Source organism: Pseudomonas sp. MCal1 (assembly GCF_026341415.1).
Taxonomy (GTDB): Bacteria; Pseudomonadota; Gammaproteobacteria; order Pseudomonadales; family Pseudomonadaceae; genus Aquipseudomonas.
Genome location: NZ_JAKUMP010000002.1, coordinates 36,319 through 56,776 on the forward strand (window position 1 = coordinate 36,319; position 20,458 = coordinate 56,776).

Annotated in this window: 21 protein-coding genes; 18 read left to right on the top strand and 3 right to left on the bottom strand. The window is 61.5% G+C overall.

The features are described 5' to 3' along the window. Positions 1-2 precede the first annotated feature (2 nt). Entirely contained in the window at positions 3-902 is a 900-nt protein-coding gene (locus MKZ87_RS03355) for an alpha/beta fold hydrolase (protein WP_085703524.1), read from the top strand. Here the strand turns inward: MKZ87_RS03355 and MKZ87_RS03360 are convergent. Further along, a complete protein-coding gene (locus tag MKZ87_RS03360) occupies positions 871-1,854 on the bottom strand; it encodes a GlxA family transcriptional regulator (protein ID WP_085703525.1) in 984 nt (327 codons plus the stop codon). The genes MKZ87_RS03355 and MKZ87_RS03360 overlap by 32 nt on opposite strands. 90 nt (positions 1,855-1,944) lie before the next feature. Here MKZ87_RS03360 and inhA point away from each other — a divergent pair, with 90 nt between their 5' ends. The 3 genes from inhA (at position 1,945) to MKZ87_RS03375 (ending at position 5,220) form a co-directional block, all read left to right on the top strand. Further along, positions 1,945-2,631 carry an isonitrile hydratase gene (gene inhA, locus MKZ87_RS03365; protein ID WP_085703526.1) on the top strand — a complete coding sequence of 229 codons (687 nt, stop codon included), beginning with the start codon at positions 1,945-1,947 and terminating at the stop codon, positions 2,629-2,631. Between the two features lie 129 nt (positions 2,632-2,760). Then, positions 2,761-3,552 (top strand): CPBP family intramembrane glutamic endopeptidase, encoded by a 792-nt coding sequence (locus MKZ87_RS03370; protein ID WP_085700203.1) that lies wholly within the window; start codon positions 2,761-2,763, stop codon positions 3,550-3,552. A gap of 102 nt (positions 3,553-3,654) precedes the next feature. After that, positions 3,655-5,220 carry a methyl-accepting chemotaxis protein gene (locus MKZ87_RS03375; RefSeq protein WP_085703527.1) on the top strand — a complete coding sequence of 522 codons (1,566 nt, stop codon included), beginning with the start codon at positions 3,655-3,657 and terminating at the stop codon, positions 5,218-5,220. Positions 5,221-5,294: 74 nt separating this feature from the next. On the opposite strand, the gene MKZ87_RS03380 is transcribed toward MKZ87_RS03375, so the two are convergent. Together MKZ87_RS03380 and MKZ87_RS03385 are read right to left on the bottom strand one after the other, a co-directional pair. Continuing rightward, on the bottom strand, positions 5,295-5,654 hold the full coding sequence (locus tag MKZ87_RS03380; protein WP_085703528.1) for a DUF6124 family protein: 360 nt from the start codon (positions 5,652-5,654) through the stop codon (positions 5,295-5,297). Between the two features lie 753 nt (positions 5,655-6,407). Further along, complete coding sequence (locus MKZ87_RS03385) at positions 6,408-7,085, bottom strand: alpha/beta family hydrolase (RefSeq protein ID WP_085703529.1); 678 nt, start codon at positions 7,083-7,085, stop codon at positions 6,408-6,410. Positions 7,086-7,184: 99 nt separating this feature from the next. Here MKZ87_RS03385 and ccoN (MKZ87_RS03390) point away from each other — a divergent pair, with 99 nt between their 5' ends. The 14 genes from ccoN (MKZ87_RS03390) (at position 7,185) to MKZ87_RS03460 (ending at position 20,390) form a co-directional block, all read left to right on the top strand. Further along, the gene (gene ccoN / locus MKZ87_RS03390) at positions 7,185-8,609 is read left to right on the top strand and encodes a cytochrome-c oxidase, cbb3-type subunit I (RefSeq protein WP_085703530.1); all 1,425 of its coding nucleotides are present in this window, start codon (positions 7,185-7,187) and stop codon (positions 8,607-8,609) included. Between the two features lie 10 nt (positions 8,610-8,619). Beyond that, the gene (gene ccoO, locus MKZ87_RS03395) at positions 8,620-9,228 is read left to right on the top strand and encodes a cytochrome-c oxidase, cbb3-type subunit II (protein WP_085700207.1); all 609 of its coding nucleotides are present in this window, start codon (positions 8,620-8,622) and stop codon (positions 9,226-9,228) included. A 5-nt stretch (positions 9,229-9,233) separates the two neighbouring features. Next, on the top strand, positions 9,234-9,431 hold the full coding sequence (locus tag MKZ87_RS03400) for a cbb3-type cytochrome oxidase subunit 3 (protein ID WP_085700208.1): 198 nt from the start codon (positions 9,234-9,236) through the stop codon (positions 9,429-9,431). Beyond that, a complete protein-coding gene (gene ccoP / locus MKZ87_RS03405) occupies positions 9,428-10,381 on the top strand; it encodes a cytochrome-c oxidase, cbb3-type subunit III (RefSeq protein WP_085700209.1) in 954 nt (317 codons plus the stop codon). The genes MKZ87_RS03400 and ccoP (MKZ87_RS03405) overlap by 4 nt, the downstream gene beginning before the upstream one ends. Before the next feature lie 481 nt (positions 10,382-10,862). Next, positions 10,863-12,305 (top strand): cytochrome-c oxidase, cbb3-type subunit I, encoded by a 1,443-nt coding sequence (gene ccoN / locus MKZ87_RS03410; protein ID WP_085690137.1) that lies wholly within the window; start codon positions 10,863-10,865, stop codon positions 12,303-12,305. Next, positions 12,305-12,913, top strand: a complete 609-nt coding sequence (gene ccoO, locus MKZ87_RS03415) for a cytochrome-c oxidase, cbb3-type subunit II (protein ID WP_085700210.1) — start codon at positions 12,305-12,307, stop codon at positions 12,911-12,913. Before ccoN (MKZ87_RS03410) ends, ccoO (MKZ87_RS03415) begins: the two co-directional genes overlap by 1 nt. Positions 12,914-12,919: 6 nt before the next feature. Next, positions 12,920-13,105 (top strand): CcoQ/FixQ family Cbb3-type cytochrome c oxidase assembly chaperone, encoded by a 186-nt coding sequence (locus MKZ87_RS03420; protein ID WP_003175465.1) that lies wholly within the window; start codon positions 12,920-12,922, stop codon positions 13,103-13,105. Next, the gene (ccoP, locus tag MKZ87_RS03425; RefSeq protein WP_085700211.1) at positions 13,102-14,085 is read left to right on the top strand and encodes a cytochrome-c oxidase, cbb3-type subunit III; all 984 of its coding nucleotides are present in this window, start codon (positions 13,102-13,104) and stop codon (positions 14,083-14,085) included. Before MKZ87_RS03420 ends, ccoP (MKZ87_RS03425) begins: the two co-directional genes overlap by 4 nt. A gap of 393 nt (positions 14,086-14,478) precedes the next feature. Continuing rightward, on the top strand, positions 14,479-14,667 hold the full coding sequence (locus MKZ87_RS03435; RefSeq protein ID WP_139834854.1) for a hypothetical protein: 189 nt from the start codon (positions 14,479-14,481) through the stop codon (positions 14,665-14,667). A gap of 261 nt (positions 14,668-14,928) precedes the next feature. Next, positions 14,929-16,344 (top strand): cytochrome c oxidase accessory protein CcoG, encoded by a 1,416-nt coding sequence (gene ccoG / locus MKZ87_RS03440; RefSeq protein ID WP_266200295.1) that lies wholly within the window; start codon positions 14,929-14,931, stop codon positions 16,342-16,344. An 11-nt stretch (positions 16,345-16,355) separates the two neighbouring features. Then, a complete protein-coding gene (locus tag MKZ87_RS03445) occupies positions 16,356-16,895 on the top strand; it encodes a FixH family protein (RefSeq protein ID WP_085703532.1) in 540 nt (179 codons plus the stop codon). A 133-nt stretch (positions 16,896-17,028) separates the two neighbouring features. Further along, entirely contained in the window at positions 17,029-19,479 is a 2,451-nt protein-coding gene (locus MKZ87_RS03450) for a heavy metal translocating P-type ATPase (protein ID WP_085703533.1), read from the top strand. A gap of 22 nt (positions 19,480-19,501) precedes the next feature. Beyond that, entirely contained in the window at positions 19,502-19,714 is a 213-nt protein-coding gene (gene ccoS / locus MKZ87_RS03455; RefSeq protein ID WP_085703534.1) for a cbb3-type cytochrome oxidase assembly protein CcoS, read from the top strand. Next, a complete protein-coding gene (locus MKZ87_RS03460) occupies positions 19,707-20,390 on the top strand; it encodes a sulfite exporter TauE/SafE family protein (protein WP_039770036.1) in 684 nt (227 codons plus the stop codon). The genes ccoS and MKZ87_RS03460 overlap by 8 nt, the downstream gene beginning before the upstream one ends. Positions 20,391-20,458: the final 68 nt, after the last annotated feature.

Sequence of the window (20,458 nt, forward strand, 5' to 3'; positions counted from 1 at the left end):
GTATGACCCAAGCCGTGATGCCGTTTTGCAAGACTGAAAGTCTGACCATCGCCTATGAGCATCACGGCCCTGAAGACGGCGCGCCGGTCATCCTGCTTCACGGCTTCCCCTACTCCCCCCGCGCCTACGACGAAATCGCCCCGTTCCTCGCCGCCGAGGGTTATCGAGTGATCGTGCCGTACTTGCGCGGTTACGGCCCGACCCGTTTCAACAGCGCGGACACGTTGCGTTCCGGCCAGCAAGCGGCGCTGGCTCAGGATCTGCTGGATCTGATGGATGCGCTGGGTATCGAGCAAGCGACGTTGTGCGGTTACGACTGGGGCGGTCGGGCGGCTTGCATTGTGGCGGCGTTGTATCCCGAGCGGGTGCGTGGGTTGGTGACGGGCGATGGCTACAACCTGCAAGACATTCCGAATTCGGTCCAGCCGCTGGATCCGCAGAGCGAGCACCGTTATTGGTATCAGTACTACTTCCACACACCCCGTGGCGTTGCAGGGCTGACGCAGAATCGTCGGGCGCTGTGCGAGTTGCTGTGGCAATTGTGGTCACCGACCTGGGCGCGGAACGCCGAGCGTTATCCACTGAGTGCGCCGGCGTTCGACAACCCGGATTTCGTCGAGGTGGTGATTCACTCTTATCGCCATCGGTTCATGTACGCGCCGGGTGATCCGGCGCTGGAAGGCATGGAGCAGGCGCTGGAGAAACAACCGGCGATCAGCGTTCCGACGATTTCGCTGTGCGGTGCCGATGATGGCGTCGGCCCGGCTCCGGAAGACGATGAAGATGCGCAGCACTTCACCGGGGTTTACGAGCGGCGGGTGCTGGCGGGTGTCGGGCACAACATTCCCGAAGAAGCGCCGGGCGAAACGCTCAAGGCATTACTGGACCTGCTCCAGCGCTGACCGAAAACCGCTCCCGATACGCCTGCGGCGTCACGCCCATGGCCCGCAGGAAACTGCGTCTTAACGTCTCTTCACTGCCAAAACCACAATTGGCCGCGACCCGCTTGATCGGCAACCCGGTATCGCTCAGCAAGCGACGCGCGGTTTCGACGCGGATCAGTTCGATGGCCCGGGCCGGGGTCTGGCCGGTGTCGGCGCGGTAGTGGCGCACGAAGCTGCGTTCGCTCATGCCGGCCTGTTCGGCGAGGGTCGGGATGCCCAGATCGCAAGTCAGGTGTTCGGCGATCCACGCGTGCAGATCATCGAAGCGGTTGCCCTGTTTTTGCAGTGACAGCGTCACGCTGAATTGCGACTGCCCGCCCGGTCGCTTGAGGAACACCACCAGTTGCCGGGCGACGTCCAGGGCCATGTCGCGGCCGAGATCGTCTTCGACCATGGCCAGCGCCAGGTCGATGCCGGCGGTGACGCCCGCCGAGGTCCAGACCGGGCCGTCGTTGATGAAGATCGGATTGGGCTCGACCTGCAAGCGTGGATGTCGCTGCGCTAGTTGCTCGCAACGGGTCCAGTGGGTGACGACCCGGCGACCGTCGAGCCAGCCGCTGGCGGCCAGCAAAAACGCCCCCGTACAGACCGAAGCCACGCGTCGGCAGCCATTGGCATGTTCGCGCACCCAACTCACCAATTCGGCGTCTTCGGCAGCGGCGTAAACGCCCCAGCCACCGGCGATGATCAGCGTATCGCTGGGCTGTTTCGGCAGCGGCTCGGCCAGCATCGCCAGCCCGGCGGAGGAGTTCACCGCCCCGCCGCCGCTGGCGATGACCAATGGCGCGTAAGGCGCAGGCAAACCCTGCTGGCGGGCGATATCGTTGGCCGAGGCGAAAACCTGCAACGGCCCGGTGACATCAAGCAATTGCACATTGGCGAAGGCGAGTACGTGGATAGTTTTCGGCATTTGGCGTAATTCGAGGGCTTATTGGCGTATGCGCCAAAACCTACGCGCCTACAGTGAAGACGTCTACCCCCCTTTTCACGGAGAAGAACCATGGCGCTGCAGATCGGTTTTCTGTTGTTTCCCCAAGTGCAGCAACTCGACCTGACCGGCCCGTATGACGTGCTGGCCTCGTTGCCGGACGTGCAGGTGCATCTGGTCTGGAAGGATCTGGTGCCGGTGACTTCCAGCACCGGGTTGCTGCTGAAACCGACCACGACCTTCGAGGATTGCCCGGATCTGGACGTCATCTGCGTACCCGGCGGCGCCGGGGTCGGGGCGTTGATGGAAGATGAGCAGACGCTGGCGTTCATCAAGGCGCAAGCCGCGCAGGCGCGTTACGTGACGTCGGTGTGCACCGGTTCGCTGGTGCTCGGGGCGGCGGGTCTGTTGCAGGGCAAACGGGCGACCACGCATTGGGCTTATCACGATCTGCTGCCGACACTGGGCGCGATCGCGGTGAAGGATCGGGTGGTGCGCGACGGCAATCTGTTTACCGGGGGCGGCATCACGGCCGGGATCGATTTTGCCCTGACCCTGTCGCAGGAACTGGTCGGCGTCGACACCGCGCAGCTGGTGCAGTTGCAGCTGGAATATGCGCCGGCGCCGCCGTTTGATGCGGGCAGCCCGGACACTGCGCCGAGCGGGATTGTCGATGAGGCGCGCAAGCGTGCGGCACCTTCGCTGAAACTGCGCCGGGAAATCACCGAGCGCGCGGCGGCGAAGCTCAATCTGCGCTGATTCGTGCGCAGCACAGGCCCTGTGGGGATCCACAGGGCCCGCGTCCCGGTTTTCCCCTACACCTTCACTTGTCCCCTCGCCCCCGGACGTGTAGAAAGCCTGTCCACAAATCGTGCACAAGGACTTTCCATGACCGCTCTGCCATGGCTCTATCTCGGGCTTCTCAGCCTTGGTTACGGATTAGCGCTGAGTTTCGGCCAGCTCGGCTGGCTGGCGCTGATCTCCATTGCACTGCTGGTTTTCGCCGGTTACGCCGTGCGCCAGCAAACCGTGCCGGTCGGGCGATATCTCGGCCATGGCCTGTTTATCGTGCTGGCGCTGGCGCTGGCCCTGCACTGGCTTCCGGGCTTCTACAACGGCCGGGTCATCGAACCGCAGCGCTTCACCGACAACGCGGTGCCGTTCTCGATGTACCTGAATCTCGACAAACCACTGATTGGCTTCTGGCTGCTGCTGGTCTGCCCATGGATCGTCGCGCGGCGCTCGTTGCGCCTGACCGTCTACGCGACCGCGCTGGCACTGACGCTGAGCGTGATTCTGGCGTTGGGCGGCGCGGTGTTGCTGGGCATGATCACCTGGGCGCCGAAATGGCCCGACCAAGCGTGGCTGTGGGTGCTGAACAATCTGCTGCTGGTGACGCTGGTCGAAGAAGCGCTGTTTCGCGGCTATATACAGGGCGGCCTCAGCCGGCGTTTCAAACATCTGCCTTACGGCGAAAACCTCGCGCTGCTGCTTGCGTCCCTGCTGTTCGGCCTGGTGCATGTGGGCGCTGGCTGGCAATGGGTGCTGCTGGCGAGCCTGGCGGGTGTCGGCTATGGTCTGGCCTATCGTTTCGGCGGGCTTGGTGCGGCAATCGCCACGCACTTTGGCCTGAACCTGCTGCATTTCGGTCTGTTCACCTATCCGATGCTCGCGGGTTGAAGCAAGGGCCGTTTTGCGACGCCGTACTTATAAATGAAAAAAAACTTCAATAAATCGCCGACCCCGCCGACAACCCTTCAAAGCCTTGCGGATTGAAAAACCATGCGTAATAACCAGCCCATTACACAACGCGAACGGACTTTCCCGGCTCAGCAGCGGTTGATTTCCACAACCGATGCCAAGGGCGTGATCACCTACTGCAACGACGCGTTCGTCGAAATCAGCGGGTTTTCGCGTGAGGAACTGATCCGTGCGCCGCACAACCTGGTTCGTCACCCCGACGTCCCGGCGGCGGTGTTTGCGCACATGTGGGGCACACTGAAACAAGGCTTGCCATGGATGGGCATTGTCAAGAATCGCTGCAAGACCGGTGATCATTACTGGGTGAACGCCTATGTAACGCCGGTGTTCGATGGCAATCAGGTGGTCGGTTACGAGTCGGTGCGGGTCAAACCCACCGCCGAACAGATCCGCCGTGCCGAAGCGCTCTACCAACGCATCAACCAGGGCAAGTCGGCGATTCCACAAACAGACAAGTGGCTGCCGGTGCTGCAGGACTGGCTGCCGTTCATTCTGGTCAGCCAGTTGAGCTTCATGATCGGCGCCACCCTGAACTCGCAGTGGGGCTTCGCCCTCGCCGCCGGCCTGTCGGTGCCGCTGGGCCTGCTGGGTCTGCAATGGCAACAACGCGGGCTCAAGCGCCTGCTGCGTCTGGCCGAGCAGACCACCTCCGACCCGTTGATCGCGCAGATGTACACCGACAGCCGTGGCCCTCAGGCGCGTCTGGAGATGTCGATCCTGAGCCAGGAAGCCCGCCTGAAAACCTGCCTGACCCGTCTGCAGGACACCGCCGAGCACCTGACCGATCAGGCCAAACAGTCCGACGCCCTGGCGCACAACAGCTCCACCGGTCTGGAACGTCAGCGCGTGGAAACCGAACAGGTCGCCACCGCCGTCAACCAGATGGCCGCCACCACGCAAGAAGTGGCGAGCCACGTACAGCGCACCGCCGACGCCACCCAGGAAGCCAACCGCCTGACCGGTCGCGGCCGCGATATCGCCGGTGAAACCCGCGAAGCCATCCAGCGCCTGTCTGTCGTCGTCGGCGAAACCGGCCTGACCGTCACCCAACTGGCCAAGGACAGCGACGAAATCGGCGGTGTGGTTGATGTGATCAAAGGCATCGCCGACCAGACCAACCTGCTGGCGCTCAACGCTGCAATTGAAGCCGCCCGCGCTGGCGAAATGGGCCGCGGTTTTGCCGTGGTGGCCGACGAAGTCCGCCAACTGGCGCAACGCACCAGCGAATCCACCGGCCAGATCCACGCCCTGATCGCCAAGCTGCAACAGACTGCGTCCAGCGCCGTACAAACCATGGAAGCCGGCCATCGCCAGGCGGAAGAAGGTGTGGCACGGGTTCTGGAAGCGGATCAGGCCCTGGTCGGCATCAGCGAAGCAGTGGCCAACATCACCGACATGACCACCCAGATCGCCGCCGCGACCGAAGAGCAAAGTGCCGTGGCTGAAGAAATCAGCCGCAACATCAGCAACATCTCGGAACTGGCGGACCAGACCTCGGAACAGGCGCATAACTCGGCGTTGCTGAGTGAAGAGCTGACCAAGACGGCCAACACGCAATACTCGTTGGTGGAGCGGTTTAACCGCTGATTGTTCTGGCAATAAAAACCCCGGACAGCGAAAGCTTCCGGGGTTTTTTGTTTGTTATTTACGGCGATTGACGACTACTGCGGCAAACGAAGCTTGTCCAGCAGACGATTCACCAGCAGCTCGTTCAACATGATCAGCTGTTGCAGCGCCAGCAACGGTTTGCGCTCAGGACCTTTCACCGAGTTGGCGATATTGCCGGCCATGGCGTTGGCTGACGACAGTGATTCGCAGGCTTCGACCAGCAGTGTTTCGTCATCGAGCGTGGGATCGACCATGTAGATGGGGCGGGCCTTGGGCGGGAAGTACTTCGGGATTTCGGGGCCGAGGTAATAGTCGAGTGCGCGGTCGGCGGCTGCTTTTGTCTTTTGGGACTCAAGCTCGGGGTCGTTGGAGGTTGGATCGGTTTCTGGCGGGTTTGGTGTGGCTTTGAACATAGATGTAACTCCTATCGCAGACTTCAAGGAGCCATCACCCACGCTACCAAACGATGGGTGGCGGCCATACGCGGGTTGGTAGACCGGCTGCAATAGGAACCCGGCGCTCACGAATGAGCCCCACGCATGACCACCATAAAACCGAGCCCCAAGAAAAGGACTGCATACGGTGTTGCCACACAGCTATTACAGACGGGCTACCAAACCCGATCACTGTTTTTCAGTGACAGGGAAACGATATAGCCCTCTCCAAGCCGCGTAAGCCGGCGGATTCTGGCGTACGTGTAGGCAACGACGCAAGGTGTTGTAGCCCTTATGGCGTAACGGTTCGTGTACTTTAAACGCCGTTTCGGAATTACGTTTACGCACAGAAAACAAGCAGATACTTCCCTGCTGCAATCCGCATGGCTTCTCACCACTCAACACGATGAGCGTTAGCTCGAGTACCGCTTTTGATCTTGATCCACGGGCGACGTCGGAAGGCTGAGTGGAGGGATTTATCCGGGGGTGGGAGCGCAGCGACCGTGCGGCGCAGCCGCATGCATCGAGAGGAGGTGCAGCGAAGCAAACCGTAGGCGATGCCCCCCGGATGAATCCCGGAGCGAAGGAACCCCGAGCTTTAGCGAGTGGGCCGGACGTAGGAGCAAGCGTTTTTGGTTACTTTTGGGGCGTTTGCCAAAAGTGACCCGCCGTAAGGGCGGAACCCTAAGCAGCCATAACCGCAGCAACGGATATACACCCAAAAACCAAACCTCACCGAAGAAACCCGGCAACCCTCTCCGCCGCCGAAGCCAAATGCTGCTCCTGCGTAAACCCGGAAACCTTCAGCGGCTTCAAATCATGATCCCCAGAGGCCAACCAAAAAACCTCAATACTCGGCGATAGATCGTAAGCCCCGACAGCGTCCCGATTGCCAAGCGCATCCCGCTCCCCCTGAACAATCAGCGTCCGAGTCCGCAAAGAAGCCAAATGCTCAACCCGCGGTTTCTCAGGTTTCCCAACCGCATAAAACGGATACCCCAGACAAACCAAAGCATCCGCGCCAAGCTCATCGGCAAGAAGACTGGCCATCCGCCCCCCCATCGACTTGCCGCCAACCGCCAAAACCCCAGCGACATGAAGTCGCACCAAGCCATACACCTCACGCCAACATTCGAGCAACTTCGGCGCCGGATTCGGCGGGCGTTTGCTGCCATCAACCCGCCGCTGCGCCATATAAGGAAACTCAAACCGCAACACGTTGATACCAAGCCCGGCAAGGCGCCCAGCCATATCGTTCATCCAGTCGCTGTCCATCGGCGCCCCGGCACCATGGGCAAGAATGAGCGTCGCCGAAGCCTCCCCAACAGCGGCATCCCAAAGCCACCCGTGATCCCGCAGGCACTGCGCCCATTGATCCCCGTCAATACTGGCCTTGTGCTGTTTGTCCATGCTTGCCTCGCTTTTAGTCTGCCTATAACTCCAGGCGAAGGACGCGCTGCCTGTTTGTCGCAAGCGCACTCACTTCGGCTGAACCGTGGATGGGGAACCATGAACACTTCTATCAGTACCGCCTACAACTACAAGGTGGTCCGCCAATTCGCCATTATGACGGTGGTGTGGGGCATCGTCGGCATGGGGCTCGGGGTTTTTCTCGCGGCTCAATTGGTCTGGCCCGAACTCAACTTCAACCTGCCGTGGACCAGCTTCGGACGCCTGCGCCCGCTGCACACCAACGCGGTGATCTTCGCGTTCGGTGGCTGTGCCTTGTTCGCCAGTTCGTTCTACTCGGTGCAGCGCACCTGCCAGACGCAACTGTTCGCGCCGCAAATCGCCGCCTTCTGCTTCTGGGGCTGGCAGCTTGTGATCCTGCTGGCGGCCATCAGCCTGCCACTGGGTTACACCAGCTCCAAGGAATACGCCGAGCTGGAATGGCCAATCGACATTCTGATCACCATCGTCTGGGTCGCCTACGCCATCGTGTTCTTCGGCACGATCATGCAGCGCAAGACCAAACACATTTATGTGGGCAACTGGTTTTTCGGCGCGTTCATCATCACCGTGGCGATCCTGCACATCGTCAACAACCTTGAGTTGCCGGTGAGCTTCACCAAGTCCTACTCGGTATACGCCGGTGCAACCGATGCGATGGTGCAATGGTGGTACGGCCACAACGCAGTAGGCTTTTTCCTCACCGCCGGTTTCCTCGGGATGATGTACTACTTCGTGCCGAAACAGGCCGAACGTCCGGTGTATTCGTATCGCCTGTCGATCGTGCACTTCTGGGCGCTGATCACCCTGTACATCTGGGCCGGCCCGCACCACCTGCACTACACCGCGCTGCCGGACTGGGCGCAGTCGCTGGGCATGGTGATGTCGCTGATTCTGCTGGCCCCGAGCTGGGGCGGCATGATCAACGGCATGATGACCCTGTCGGGCGCCTGGCATAAGTTGCGCAGCGACCCGATCCTGCGCTTTTTGGTGGTGTCGCTGGCGTTCTACGGCATGTCGACCTTCGAAGGTCCGATGATGGCGATCAAGACCGTCAACGCCCTCTCCCACTACACCGACTGGACCATCGGTCACGTACACGCCGGCGCCCTCGGCTGGGTGGCGATGATTTCCATCGGCGCGCTGTACCACATGATCCCGAAAGTCTTCGGCAAAGAGCAGATGCACAGCATCGGCCTGATCAACGCGCACTTCTGGCTCGCGACCATCGGCACCGTGCTCTACATCGCTTCGATGTGGGTCAACGGCATCGCCCAGGGCCTGATGTGGCGTGCGGTGAACGAGGACGGCACGCTGACCTATTCATTCGTCGAAACCCTGGTGGCCAGCCACCCGGGCTTCGTCGTGCGGTTGATCGGCGGGGCGATCTTCCTCAGCGGCATGTTGCTGATGGCTTACAACACCTGGCGCACCGTGCGGGCCTCGCAGCCTGCTGACGTCGTTGCTGCCGCGCAGATGGTCTGAGGAGTCCGCCATGAAACACGAAACGATTGAAAAGAACGTCGGCCTGCTGATGCTGCTGATGGTGTTCGCCGTGAGCATTGGCGGCCTGACCCAGATCGTCCCGCTGTTCTTCCAGGATGTGACCAACAAACCGGTGGAAGGCATGAAGCCCTACACCGCGCTGCAACTGGAAGGCCGCGACATCTACATCCGCGAAGGCTGCGTCGGTTGCCACTCGCAGATGATCCGTCCGTTCCGCGCCGAAACCGAACGCTACGGCCACTATTCGGTGGCTGGGGAAAGCGTGTGGGATCACCCGTTCCTGTGGGGTTCCAAGCGTACCGGTCCGGACCTGGCCCGGGTCGGTTCGCGTTACTCGGATGACTGGCACCGTGCGCACTTGTACAACCCGCGCAACGTCGTGCCGGAATCGAAAATGCCGGCCTACCCGTGGCTGGTTACCCAGCCGGTCGACAGCAGCCACACCGAAACCAAGCTCAAGGTCATGCGCACCCTCGGCGTGCCGTACACCGACGACGACATCAGCGGTGCGGTGGCCAGCCTCAAGGGCAAGACCGAAATGGACGCCCTCGTCTCCTACCTGCAAGTGCTTGGCACTGCGATCAAGAGCAAGAGGTGATTGAGATGGCCTTTGAAATGAGCGCGGGGCTGATTCGCGGCCTCGGCACGGTCGTGGTGTTCGTGGCCTTCGTCGGCCTGACCCTGTGGGTGTTCAACCGCAAGCGCACGCCGGAATTTGCCGAAGCGCGCCTGCTGCCGTTTGCCGACGAGCCGCAACCCGACCCAACCCCTGCAACTGAAACAAGGAGTACCCGGTCATGACCACCTTCTGGAGTACGTGGATCTGCGTACTGACCATCGGCAGCCTGATCGGCCTGACCTGGCTGCTGGTCGGCACCCGTCGGGGCGAAACCAAGGGCAGCGTCGACCAGACCATGGGCCACAGCTTCGACGGCATCGAGGAGTACGACAACCCGCTGCCGCAGTGGTGGTTCATGCTGTTTGCCGGCACGCTGGTGTTTTCCGTGGGCTATCTGATCCTTTATCCGGGCCTCGGCAACTGGAAAGGCATCCTGCCCGGCTACGAGGACGGCTGGACCGGCGTCCACGAGTGGGAAAAGGAAATGAGCAAGGCCGACGCCAAATTCGGGCCGATCTTCGCCAAGTTCGCCGCGATGCCGGTGGAAGAAGTGGCGAAGGATCCGCAGGCGCTGAAAATGGGTGGCCGTCTGTTCGCCTCCAACTGCTCGGTGTGCCATGGCTCGGATGCCAAAGGCGCGTTCGGCTTCCCTAACCTCGCCGACAAGGACTGGCGTTGGGGCGGCAGCGCCGAAACCATCAAGACCACCATCATGGGTGGCCGGATGGCGGCGATGCCGGCGTGGGGTGAAGTGCTGGGCGAGGCTGGCGTGAAAAACGTTGCCGCCTATGTGCGTCATGAACTGGCGGGGCTGCCATTGCCGGCGGACAACAAGGCGGATCTGCAAGCCGGTCAGCAGGCGTTCAGCACCACCTGCATCGCCTGCCACGGGGCAAACGGCCAGGGCACTGAAGCCATGGGCGCGCCGAATCTGACGCACCCGGCCGGTTTCATCTACGGCACCAGCCTGACCCAGCTCGAGCAAACCATTCGCCATGGCCGTCAAGGCCACATGCCCGCTCAGAACGAGCTGCTCGGTAACGATAAAGTGCAGTTGCTGGCTGCTTATGTGTACAGCCTTAGCAATGGATTGAATACAGAAAAACTGATTACCGAGGACAATAAAAAGTAATCATTGCGTACAAAACTGCCGCACGTTTCCAGTGCGGCAGTTTCCAGCCCCTTTGCGACGCATTGTCGCACCCCTTCACCCCCTCTCCTTTCGGTTACCCGGATTCGGGTCTACGCTTGCTCGATGCGGACTGGCCCGTGCCGGTTCCAGGTCGACCCCGAGCGAGGCGTTGAACGAATCGGCTGACTGACATGGCCGCAAAGGCCGGTAGATACCGGCTGTCGTGCCGATTACCGTCCGTCACCCGAACCGAGCGTTCGAACACACCCCGTTACATCCGACCGGGACCCCTCGCTTTTTTCGTCCGCTGCGACATTTTGCCCGAGGGCAATTTTGTCCTTACGCGGCGCATGGAAAGGCCGCAGAATCAGCGTTGGAAAGCATTGACCCAGGTCATGGCGCGTTGCATTGACCCCCTGCTTTCTACATACTTGCGGCCGATTTTAATCCTAATAAAACACCCAAACCGTGGAACCTTAGAATGAGCACAGCAATCAGTCCGACTGCTTATAACTATAAGGTAGTCCGCCAGTTCGCCATCATGACGGTGGTCTGGGGGATCCTTGGCATGGGGCTCGGTGTCTTCATCGCCTCGCAACTGGTCTGGCCGGAGCTGAATTTCGGTCTGCCGTGGACGAGCTTTGGACGCCTGCGCCCGTTGCACACAAACCTGGTGATTTTCGCCTTCGGTGGTTGTGCACTGTTTGCCACTTCCTACTATGTCGTGCAGCGAACCTGCCAGACGCGACTGATTTCCGACAGCCTCGCGGCCTTCACCTTCTGGGGATGGCAAGCGGTCATCGTCGGCGCGATCATTACCTTGCCGCTGGGTTACACCACCACCAAGGAATACGCGGAACTGGAATGGCCTCTCGCCATTCTGCTGGCCATTGTCTGGGTCACCTACGGTCTGGTGTTCTTCGGCACCATCACCAAGCGCAAGACCAAACACATCTATGTCGGTAACTGGTTCTACGGTGCGTTCATCGTGGTGACCGCGATGCTGCACATCGTCAACCACATGTCGCTGCCGGTCAGCCTGTTCAAGTCCTACTCGGCCTACTCGGGCGCCACCGACGCGATGATCCAGTGGTGGTACGGCCACAACGCCGTGGGCTTCTTCCTGACCACCGGTTTCCTGGGGATGATGTACTACTTCGTGCCGAAACAGGCCGAACGTCCGATCTACTCCTATCGTCTGTCGATCGTGCACTTCTGGGCGCTGATCACCCTGTACATCTGGGCCGGCCCGCACCACCTGCACTACACCGCTCTGCCGGACTGGGCACAATCGCTGGGCATGGCAATGTCGATCATCCTGCTGGCGCCGAGCTGGGGCGGCATGATCAACGGCATGATGACCCTGTCGGGCGCCTGGCATAAGCTGCGCACCGACCCGATCCTGCGTTTCCTCGTGGTATCGCTGGCGTTCTACGGCATGTCGACCTTCGAAGGTCCGATGATGGCGATCAAGACCGTCAACTCGCTCTCGCACTACACCGACTGGACCATCGGCCACGTACACGCCGGTGCACTCGGCTGGGTAGCGATGATCTCGATCGGCGCGATCTACCACATGATCCCGAAACTGTTCGGCCGCGCGCAGATGCACAGCGTCGGTCTGATCAACGCGCACTTCTGGCTCGCGACCATCGGTACCGTGCTGTACATCGCTTCGATGTGGGTCAACGGCATCACCCAAGGCCTGATGTGGCGTGCAATCAACGACGACGGCACCCTCACCTACTCGTTCGTCGAAGCGCTGCAGGCCAGCCATCCTGGCTACATCGTCCGTGCCCTGGGCGGTGCGTTCTTCGCCAGCGGCATGCTGTTGATGGCCTACAACGTGTGGCGCACCGTTCGCGCCTCGGACCCGGCTGAAGCTGAAGCCGCCGCCAAGATCGCCGTAGTTGGAGCTCACTGATGAAGCATGAAGCTGTCGAGAAGAATATTGGCCTGCTGGCCTTCTTCATGGTCATCGCCGTCAGCGTCGGTGGCCTGACCCAAATCGTTCCGCTGTTCTTCCAGGACGTCACCAACAAGCCGGTCGAAGGCATGAAGCCGCGCACCGCCCTTGAACTGGAAGGCCGCGACGTTTACATCGCCAACGGCTGTGTCGGCTGCCACTCGCAGATGATCCGTCCGTTCCGTGCCGAAACCGAACGCTACGGCCATTACTCGGTCGCCGGTGAAAGCGTCTGGGATCACCCGTTCCTGTGGGGTTCCAAGCGTACCGGCCCGGACCTGGCCCGCGTTGGCGGTCGTTACTCCGATGACTGGCAGCGTGCGCACTTGTACAACCCGCGCAACGTAGTGCCTGAGTCGAAAATGCCGGCCTACCCGTTCCTCGTAGAAAACAAGCTCGATGGCAAAGACACGGCCAGGAAAATGGAAGTGTTGCGCACGCTCGGCGTCCCTTACACCGACGAAGACATCGCCGGTGCCAGGGATGCCGTGAAGGGCAAAACCGAAATGGACGCGCTGGTGGCCTATCTGCAAGGCCTGGGCACCATCATCAAAAGCAAACGGTGATTCTTGATGGATATCGGGATGATTCGAGGCCTGGGCACCGTTGTCGTGATGGTCGCCTTCATCGGCCTGGCGTTGTGGGTGTTCAGCCCCAAGCGCAAGTCGGAGTTTGAAGACGCGACCTTGCTGCCCTTCGCGGATGATCCCGAAGCCATCAAGCACGTCGAGCAAGCTTCTAGGAGTAACAAAGAATGACTACATTCTGGAGTCTGTACGTCACAGTCCTCAGTCTCGGTACGATCTTTTCCCTGACCTGGCTGTTGCTGTCGACCCGCAAGGGTCAGCGCGCCGAGCAGACCGACGAGACGGTCGGCCACTCCTTCGACGGGATCGAGGAGTACGACAACCCGCTGCCGAAATGGTGGTTCATGCTGTTCGTGGGCACCATCGTGTTCGCGTTGGGTTATCTGGTGCTGTACCCGGGCCTGGGCAGCTGGAAAGGTCTGCTGCCGGGCTACAACTACCTCGATACCGAGAAGCAGACCCCGTTCGCCAACGGCCAGACCGGCTGGACCGGCGTTCACGAGTGGGAAAAGGAAATGGCTCGCTCGGACGCCAAGTTCGGTCCGATCTTCGCCAAGTTCGCGGCGATGCCGATCGAGGAAGTCGCGAAGGATCCGCAAGCCCTGAAGATGGGTGGCCGTCTGTTCGCCTCCAACTGCTCGGTCTGCCACGGTTCCGACGCCAAGGGCGCTTATGGTTTCCCTAACCTGACCGACGCCGACTGGCGCTGGGGCGGCGAACCGGAAACCATCAAGACCACCATCATGGGCGGTCGTCACGCCGTGATGCCGGCCTGGGCGGAAGTGATCGGTGAGCAAGGCGTGGCCGATGTGGCCGCGTTCGTGCTGACCAATCTGGATGGCCGCAAGCTGCCGGAAGGCACCAAGGCGGATCCGGCCAACGGCCAGAAACTGTTCGCTGCCAACTGCGTGGCGTGCCACGGTCCGGAAGGCAAAGGCACCCCGGCAATGGGCGCCCCGAACCTGACCCACCCGGCCGCGTTCATCTACGGCTCGAGCTTCGCGCAGCTGCAGCAGACCATCCGTTACGGCCGCCAGGGCCAGATGCCTGCCCAGGAACAACTGCAAGGCAACGACAAGGTTCACCTGCTGGCGGCTTATGTTTACAGCCTGTCCCACGGTGAAAAACCAGCGGAAGCCGAGGCCCAGTAAGGCCAACGTTTGAAGCAAAAAAAACGGCCCCGCCAATGAGAATTGGCGGGGCCGTTGCTTATGGCCGACTGGCCCAGATGGATTTCAGCGGAACCGTGTCCGCGAATTGCGGTTTTTGCCAATCATTGTTCTCGATCAGATTGCCATGCAGTTGCTTGCGATCATCCGAAAAGCTAGCTGTCAGGGACGTCTGCTGGGACGCTGCGCCGCTGAGAAACGAACCTCTCCGACATTTTTCGAGTACGCAGATCAATCTGTGGGGCTAAAAGAACCACATCGCAGCTTCACATCTCGCAACCGAAATTCGTTGGGCACATTGGCTGGCAAGCGATAACGTCCTTCGGCAGCCGATGCGCTGCGACCTCACAACTCATCTTGCAAGGAAGGCATACGATGAACGAACAACATCAGAATCAGGACGGTGATGAGCCGATTCAAACGGATGAACAGACGCCACAAAATGATGTGACCGATAGCAACAGCCTGAAACGACAAAAGCGCTCCACGAAAGGCAATGTCGCAGCTGACAGAAAAAAAGGCACCGGTGGAATGGATAGCCTTGGCGGCGGCCGGATACTGTGACCGACCGATGAAAGCGGCTGCGTCTGCTCTTGTGCAGCGCAGCCGCCTCGATGTCAGCAGTGCCTGTCGTCTATAGTCAATTGATCTGCATCATGCTTTGCTGCATTCGCTACACCATTCAGGTTTTTTCCCCAACGCGACCAAAGGTCGCACCCGTTCGTCGGTGGTACAGGCGTATCATTGGGCCACTGCAACACCCCTTTTTGACCCCGGTCGGCACGTATCGACCGAGGCATTTTTCCACTGCCGTGGGATGCAATGATGAGCAACCAGATTCCGGTACACGACGTCACGCCGCCCGACAAGAACGCGAACAACAGCGTCGATCTTTACGCCGCTCGAGAAAAAATCTACACAAGAGCTTTCACCGGCCTGTTCCGCAATCTGCGGATGATGGGCGGCACGGCGCTGTTCCTGTTGTATTTCGGTACGGTGTGGCTGAACTGGGGCGGCCATCAGGCCGTGTGGTGGAACCTGCCGGAACGCAAGTTCTTCATTTTCGGCGCCACCTTCTGGCCCCAGGATTTCATCCTGCTTTCGGGCCTGCTGATCATTGCCGCATTCGGCCTGTTCTTCATCACGGTGTATGCCGGCCGGGTCTGGTGCGGTTATACCTGCCCACAAAGCGTGTGGACGTGGATTTTCATGTGGTGCGAAAAGGTCACCGAAGGCGACCGCAACCAGCGCATCAAGCTGGACAAGGCGCCGATGAGTGCCAACAAGTTCCTGCGCGAGTTCGCCAAGCACGCCATGTGGTTGCTGATCGGTTTCGTCACCGGCATGACCTTCGTCGGCTACTTCTCGCCGATCCGTGAACTGGTCTTTGACTTCTTCACCGGGCAAGCCGATGGCTGGTCGTATTTCTGGGTCGGCTTCTTCACCCTCGCCACGTACGGCAACGCCGGCTGGTTGCGGGAGCAGGTGTGCATCTACATGTGTCCGTATGCGCGCTTCCAGAGCGTGATGTTCGACAAGGACACCCTGATTGTTTCCTACGACCCGCGGCGCGGCGAAAGCCGTGGCCCGCGCAAGAAAGGCGTCGACTACAAGGCCCTGGGCCTGGGCGACTGCATCGACTGCACCATGTGCGTTCAGGTCTGCCCGACCGGCATCGACATCCGCGACGGCCTGCAGATCGAGTGCATCGGTTGCGCCGCATGCATCGACGCCTGCGACAGCATCATGGACAAGATGGATTACCCGCGCGGGCTGATCAGCTACACCACCGAACACAATTTGTCCGGGCAGAAGACCCATAAACTGCGCCCGCGCCTGATCGGCTACGCCGTGGTGCTGCTGGCGATGATCAGCCTGTTGGTGACCGCATTCTTCATGCGTTCGCTGGTGGGTTTCGACGTCAGCAAAGACCGCGTGCTTTACCGTGAAAACGCCGAAGGCCGGATCGAAAACGTCTACAGCCTGAAGATCATGAACAAGGATCAGCGCGACCACACTTATGTGCTGGAAGCTGCCGGCTTGCCGGATCTGCGCCTGCAAGGCAAACGCGAGATCAAGGTGCCGGCCGGGGAAATCTTCAGCATGCCGGTCGAACTGTCGAGCGCACCTGAACAATTGCCATCGAGCACCAACGAGGTGAAATTCATCCTCAAGGATGCCGATGACGACAGCGTCCACGTAGAAGCCAAGAGCCGTTTCATCGGCCCACAAAATCGTTGAGAGAACTGAACATGCCCGCAGCAAACACCGCAAGTCCCTGGTACAAGCACCTTTGGCCATGGATCATCATCGGGATTCTGGCCTGTTCGGTGACCCTGACGCTGTCCATGGTGACCATTGCGGTGAACAACCCGGACAACCTGGTCAACGATAACTACTACGAGGCCGGCAAAGGCATCAACCGTTCACTGGATCGCGAACTGCTGGCGCAGACCCTGAAGATGCGCGCTGCCGTGCATCTGGATGATGTCACCGGCGAAGTCGATCTGCGCCTGAGCGGCGACAGCCAGCCGAAAACCCTGGAACTGAACCTGATCTCGCCGACTCAACCGGAGAAGGATCGCAAGATTGTCCTGGCCCGCAGCGAGACCGAACAGGGCCGGTACATCGGCCAGTTGAGCGACAAGATCGAAGGCCGGCGTTTTGTTGAATTGCTGGGCACCCAGGACGATCACGTGTGGCGGATGTTCGAGGAAGAGCTGGTCAGCCATGACAAGGATTTGTTGCTCGGTGATGAGCCGTTGCAGGGCGCTGAAGACCTGAAGCACTAAGCCTGACTCTGATCGCACCCACGCTCTGCGTGGGCACGCAGCCACGGACGCTCCGCGTCCCGGCCGAAGCGGACGCGGAGCGTCCGTGGAGGCAGTCCCACGCGGAACGTGGGAACGATCATCGGAAAGCCTCATGACCATTCCAGTCCCCTGCTACCACTGCGCCCTGCCCGTCCCGTCCGGCAGCCGCTTCACCGCCGTCGTGCTCGGGGAATCCCGCGAGTTCTGCTGCCCCGGCTGTCAGGCGGTGGCCGAAGCCATCGTCGCCGGTGGCCTGGAAAGCTATTACCAGCATCGCAGCGAAGCCTCGGCCAACCCCGAAGCGCTGCCGGTGCAACTGGTCGATGAGCTTGAGTTGTACGACCGCGCCGACGTGCAACAACCCTTCGTGCGCCACGAAGGTGAACTGGCCGAAACCACGCTGCTGATGGAAGGCATCAGTTGCGCCGCGTGCGGCTGGCTGATCGAGAAACACCTGCGCACGCTGCCCGCCGTGGCCGAGGCGCGGTTGAACCTGTCCAATCATCGCCTGCATGTGCGCTGGGCTGACGCTCAGTTGCCGCTGAGCCAGATCCTCAGCGAACTGCGCCACATTGGCTATGCCGCACACCCGTATCAGGCCGACCGCGCGAGCGAACAACTGGCCAGCGAAAACCGCCTCGCCCTGCGCCAACTCGGCGTCGCCGGCCTGCTGTGGTTCCAGGCGATGATGGCGACCATGGCTACCTGGCCGGAATTCAACATCGATCTCAGCCCGGAGCTGCACACCATCCTGCGCTGGGTCGCGCTGTTCCTCACCACGCCGATTGTGTTCTACAGCTGCGCGCCGTTTTTCAAGGGCGCCATGCGTGACCTGCGCACCCGTCACCTGACCATGGACGTCTCGGTGTCGCTGGCGATCGGCGCGGCGTATGTCGCCGGGATCTGGACCTCGATCACCGGGGTCGGCGAACTGTATTTCGACGCGGTGGGCATGTTCGCGCTGTTCCTGCTTGCCGGGCGCTACCTCGAACGCCGCGCCCGCGAGCGCACCGCCGCTGCCACCGCGCAACTGGTCAATCTGTTGCCCGCCTCGTGTCTGCGTCTCGACGATGCCGGCCAGAGTGAACGCATCCTGCTCAGCGAACTGCGCCTCGGTGATCGGGTGCTGGTGCAGCCCGGCTCGGTGCTGCCAGCGGACGGCAAGATCCTCGATGGCCAGTCGAGCATCGACGAATCGGTGCTGACCGGCGAATACCTGCCGCAGCCGCGCGCCATAGGCGATGCTGTCACCGCCGGCACGCTGAACGTGGAAGGCGCGCTGACCGTCGAGGTGCAGGCGCTGGGCCAGGACACACGACTGTCGGCCATCGTCCGCCTGCTGGATCGCGCCCAGGCAGAAAAACCACGGCTGGCGGAAATCGCCGACCGCGCTGCGCAGTGGTTTTTGTTGTTGTCGCTGATCGCGGCGGCCGCCATTGGCCTGCTGTGGTGGGAGCTGGATTCGTCGCGAGCATTCTGGATCGTCCTTGCCATGCTGGTGGCGACCTGCCCGTGCGCGCTGTCGCTGGCGACGCCAACCGCCCTCACCGCCGCCACCGGCACCCTGCACAAACTCGGCCTGCTACTGACGCGCGGCCATGTGCTGGAAGGCCTGAACCAGATCGACACGGTGATTTTCGACAAGACCGGCACCCTCACCGAAGGCCGACTGGTGCTGCGTTCGATCCGACCGCTTGGCGCCCTCGATAGCGATCAATGCCTGAGCCTCGCCGCCGCCCTGGAAAACCGTTCGGAACACCCGATCGCCCGCGCCTTCGGTCGCGCGCCACTGGCTGCCGAAGACGTCCACAGCACGCCTGGCCTGGGGCTTGAAGGGTCGGTCGATGAGCAGCGTTTGCGCATCGGTCAAGCGGCGTTTGTGTGTGATCTCAGCGGCGCGCCGGTGCCTTCGATGCCGAAGGAACCGGGTCAATGGCTACTGCTCGGTGACCGTCAGGGGCCGCTGGCCTGGTTCGCCCTCGACGACCGTCTGCGCGATGACGCCCCGGCCCTGCTCGCCGCATGCAAGGCGCGCGGCTGGCGCACGCTGCTGCTGTCGGGCGACAGTTCGCCGATGGTCGCCAGCGTCGCCGCCGAACTGGGCATCGATGAGGCGCGCGGCGGTCTGCGCCCGGACGACAAGTTGCAAGTGCTGCAACAACTGCACAAGGACGGCCGCAAGGTGTTGATGCTCGGTGACGGGGTCAACGATGTGCCGGTACTGGCCGCCGCCGACATCAGCGTGGCCATGGGCTCGGCCACCGATCTTGCGAAAACCAGCGCCGACGCAGTGTTGCTGTCCAACCGTCTCGACGCACTGGTACAAGCCTTCACGCTGGCCCGCCGCACCCGCCGGGTGATCATCGAGAACCTGTTGTGGGCCGCGCTGTACAATGGCCTCATGTTGCCGTTCGCCGCCCTCGGCTGGATCACTCCGGTGTGGGCCGCCGTCGGCATGTCGATCAGTTCGCTGACCGTGGTGCTCAACGCCCTGCGCCTGACTCGCCTGCCGAGCGCGCCGGCCGTCAACCCCACGTCAGAAACCCGCCCGCTGCCGGCCTGAGCCGCGCGGGCATGGAGTACAGATGCCAGCTCTCTACGTGATGATTCCGGCCGCGCTGCTGATCGTGGCCATCGCCGTCTACATCTTTTTCTGGGCGGTGGACAGCGGCCAGTACGACGACCTCGACAGCCCGGCCCACAGCATCCTGTTCGACGATCAGGATCCGAACCATACCGCCGCTGTGGACGAAGCCAACCCCGCGAAACCGGACGACAAGGCGCCACCCCATGCTTGAACTGGCGCCGCTGCTGGTGTCTGCGTTGATTCTCGGCCTGCTCGGCGGCGGGCATTGCCTGGGCATGTGCGGTGGTCTGATGGGCGCGCTGACCCTGGCGATTCCCAAGGAACAACGCAGCCGACGCTTTCGATTGCTGCTGGCCTATAACCTCGGGCGGATTCTCAGCTATGCCACGGCGGGATTGCTGATCGGACTGGCGGGATGGGCCGTGGCGAACAGTCCTGCTGCGCTGTTCATGCGCGTGCTTGCGGGTTTGCTGCTGATCGCCATGGGCCTGTATCTGGCAGGCTGGTGGAGCGGCCTGACTCGCATCGAAAGCCTCGGTCGCGGGCTGTGGCGCTACATTCAGCCTGTCGCCAATCGCCTGCTGCCGGTGTCGAGCCTGCCCCGGGCTTTATTGCTCGGCGCACTGTGGGGCTGGCTGCCGTGCGGGCTGGTTTACAGCACGTTGCTGTGGTCGGCCAGTCAGGGCAATGCTCTCGACAGTGCATTGCTGATGCTCGCTTTCGGGCTCGGCACTTGGCCGGTGCTGCTGGCGACCGGCCTCGCGGCCGAGCGGGTCACGGCGCTGTTGCGCAAACGCAGCGTGCGCATGGCCGGCGGCCTGCTGGTGATCCTGTTCGGCATCTGGACTCTGCCGGGCCCGCACCAGCACTGGCTGATGGGCCACTGATCCCGTTGATGCAAATCAAGATGCTTTTTCGCGCCCTCCCCTAGACTCGGCACACTGCCAGCCTATCC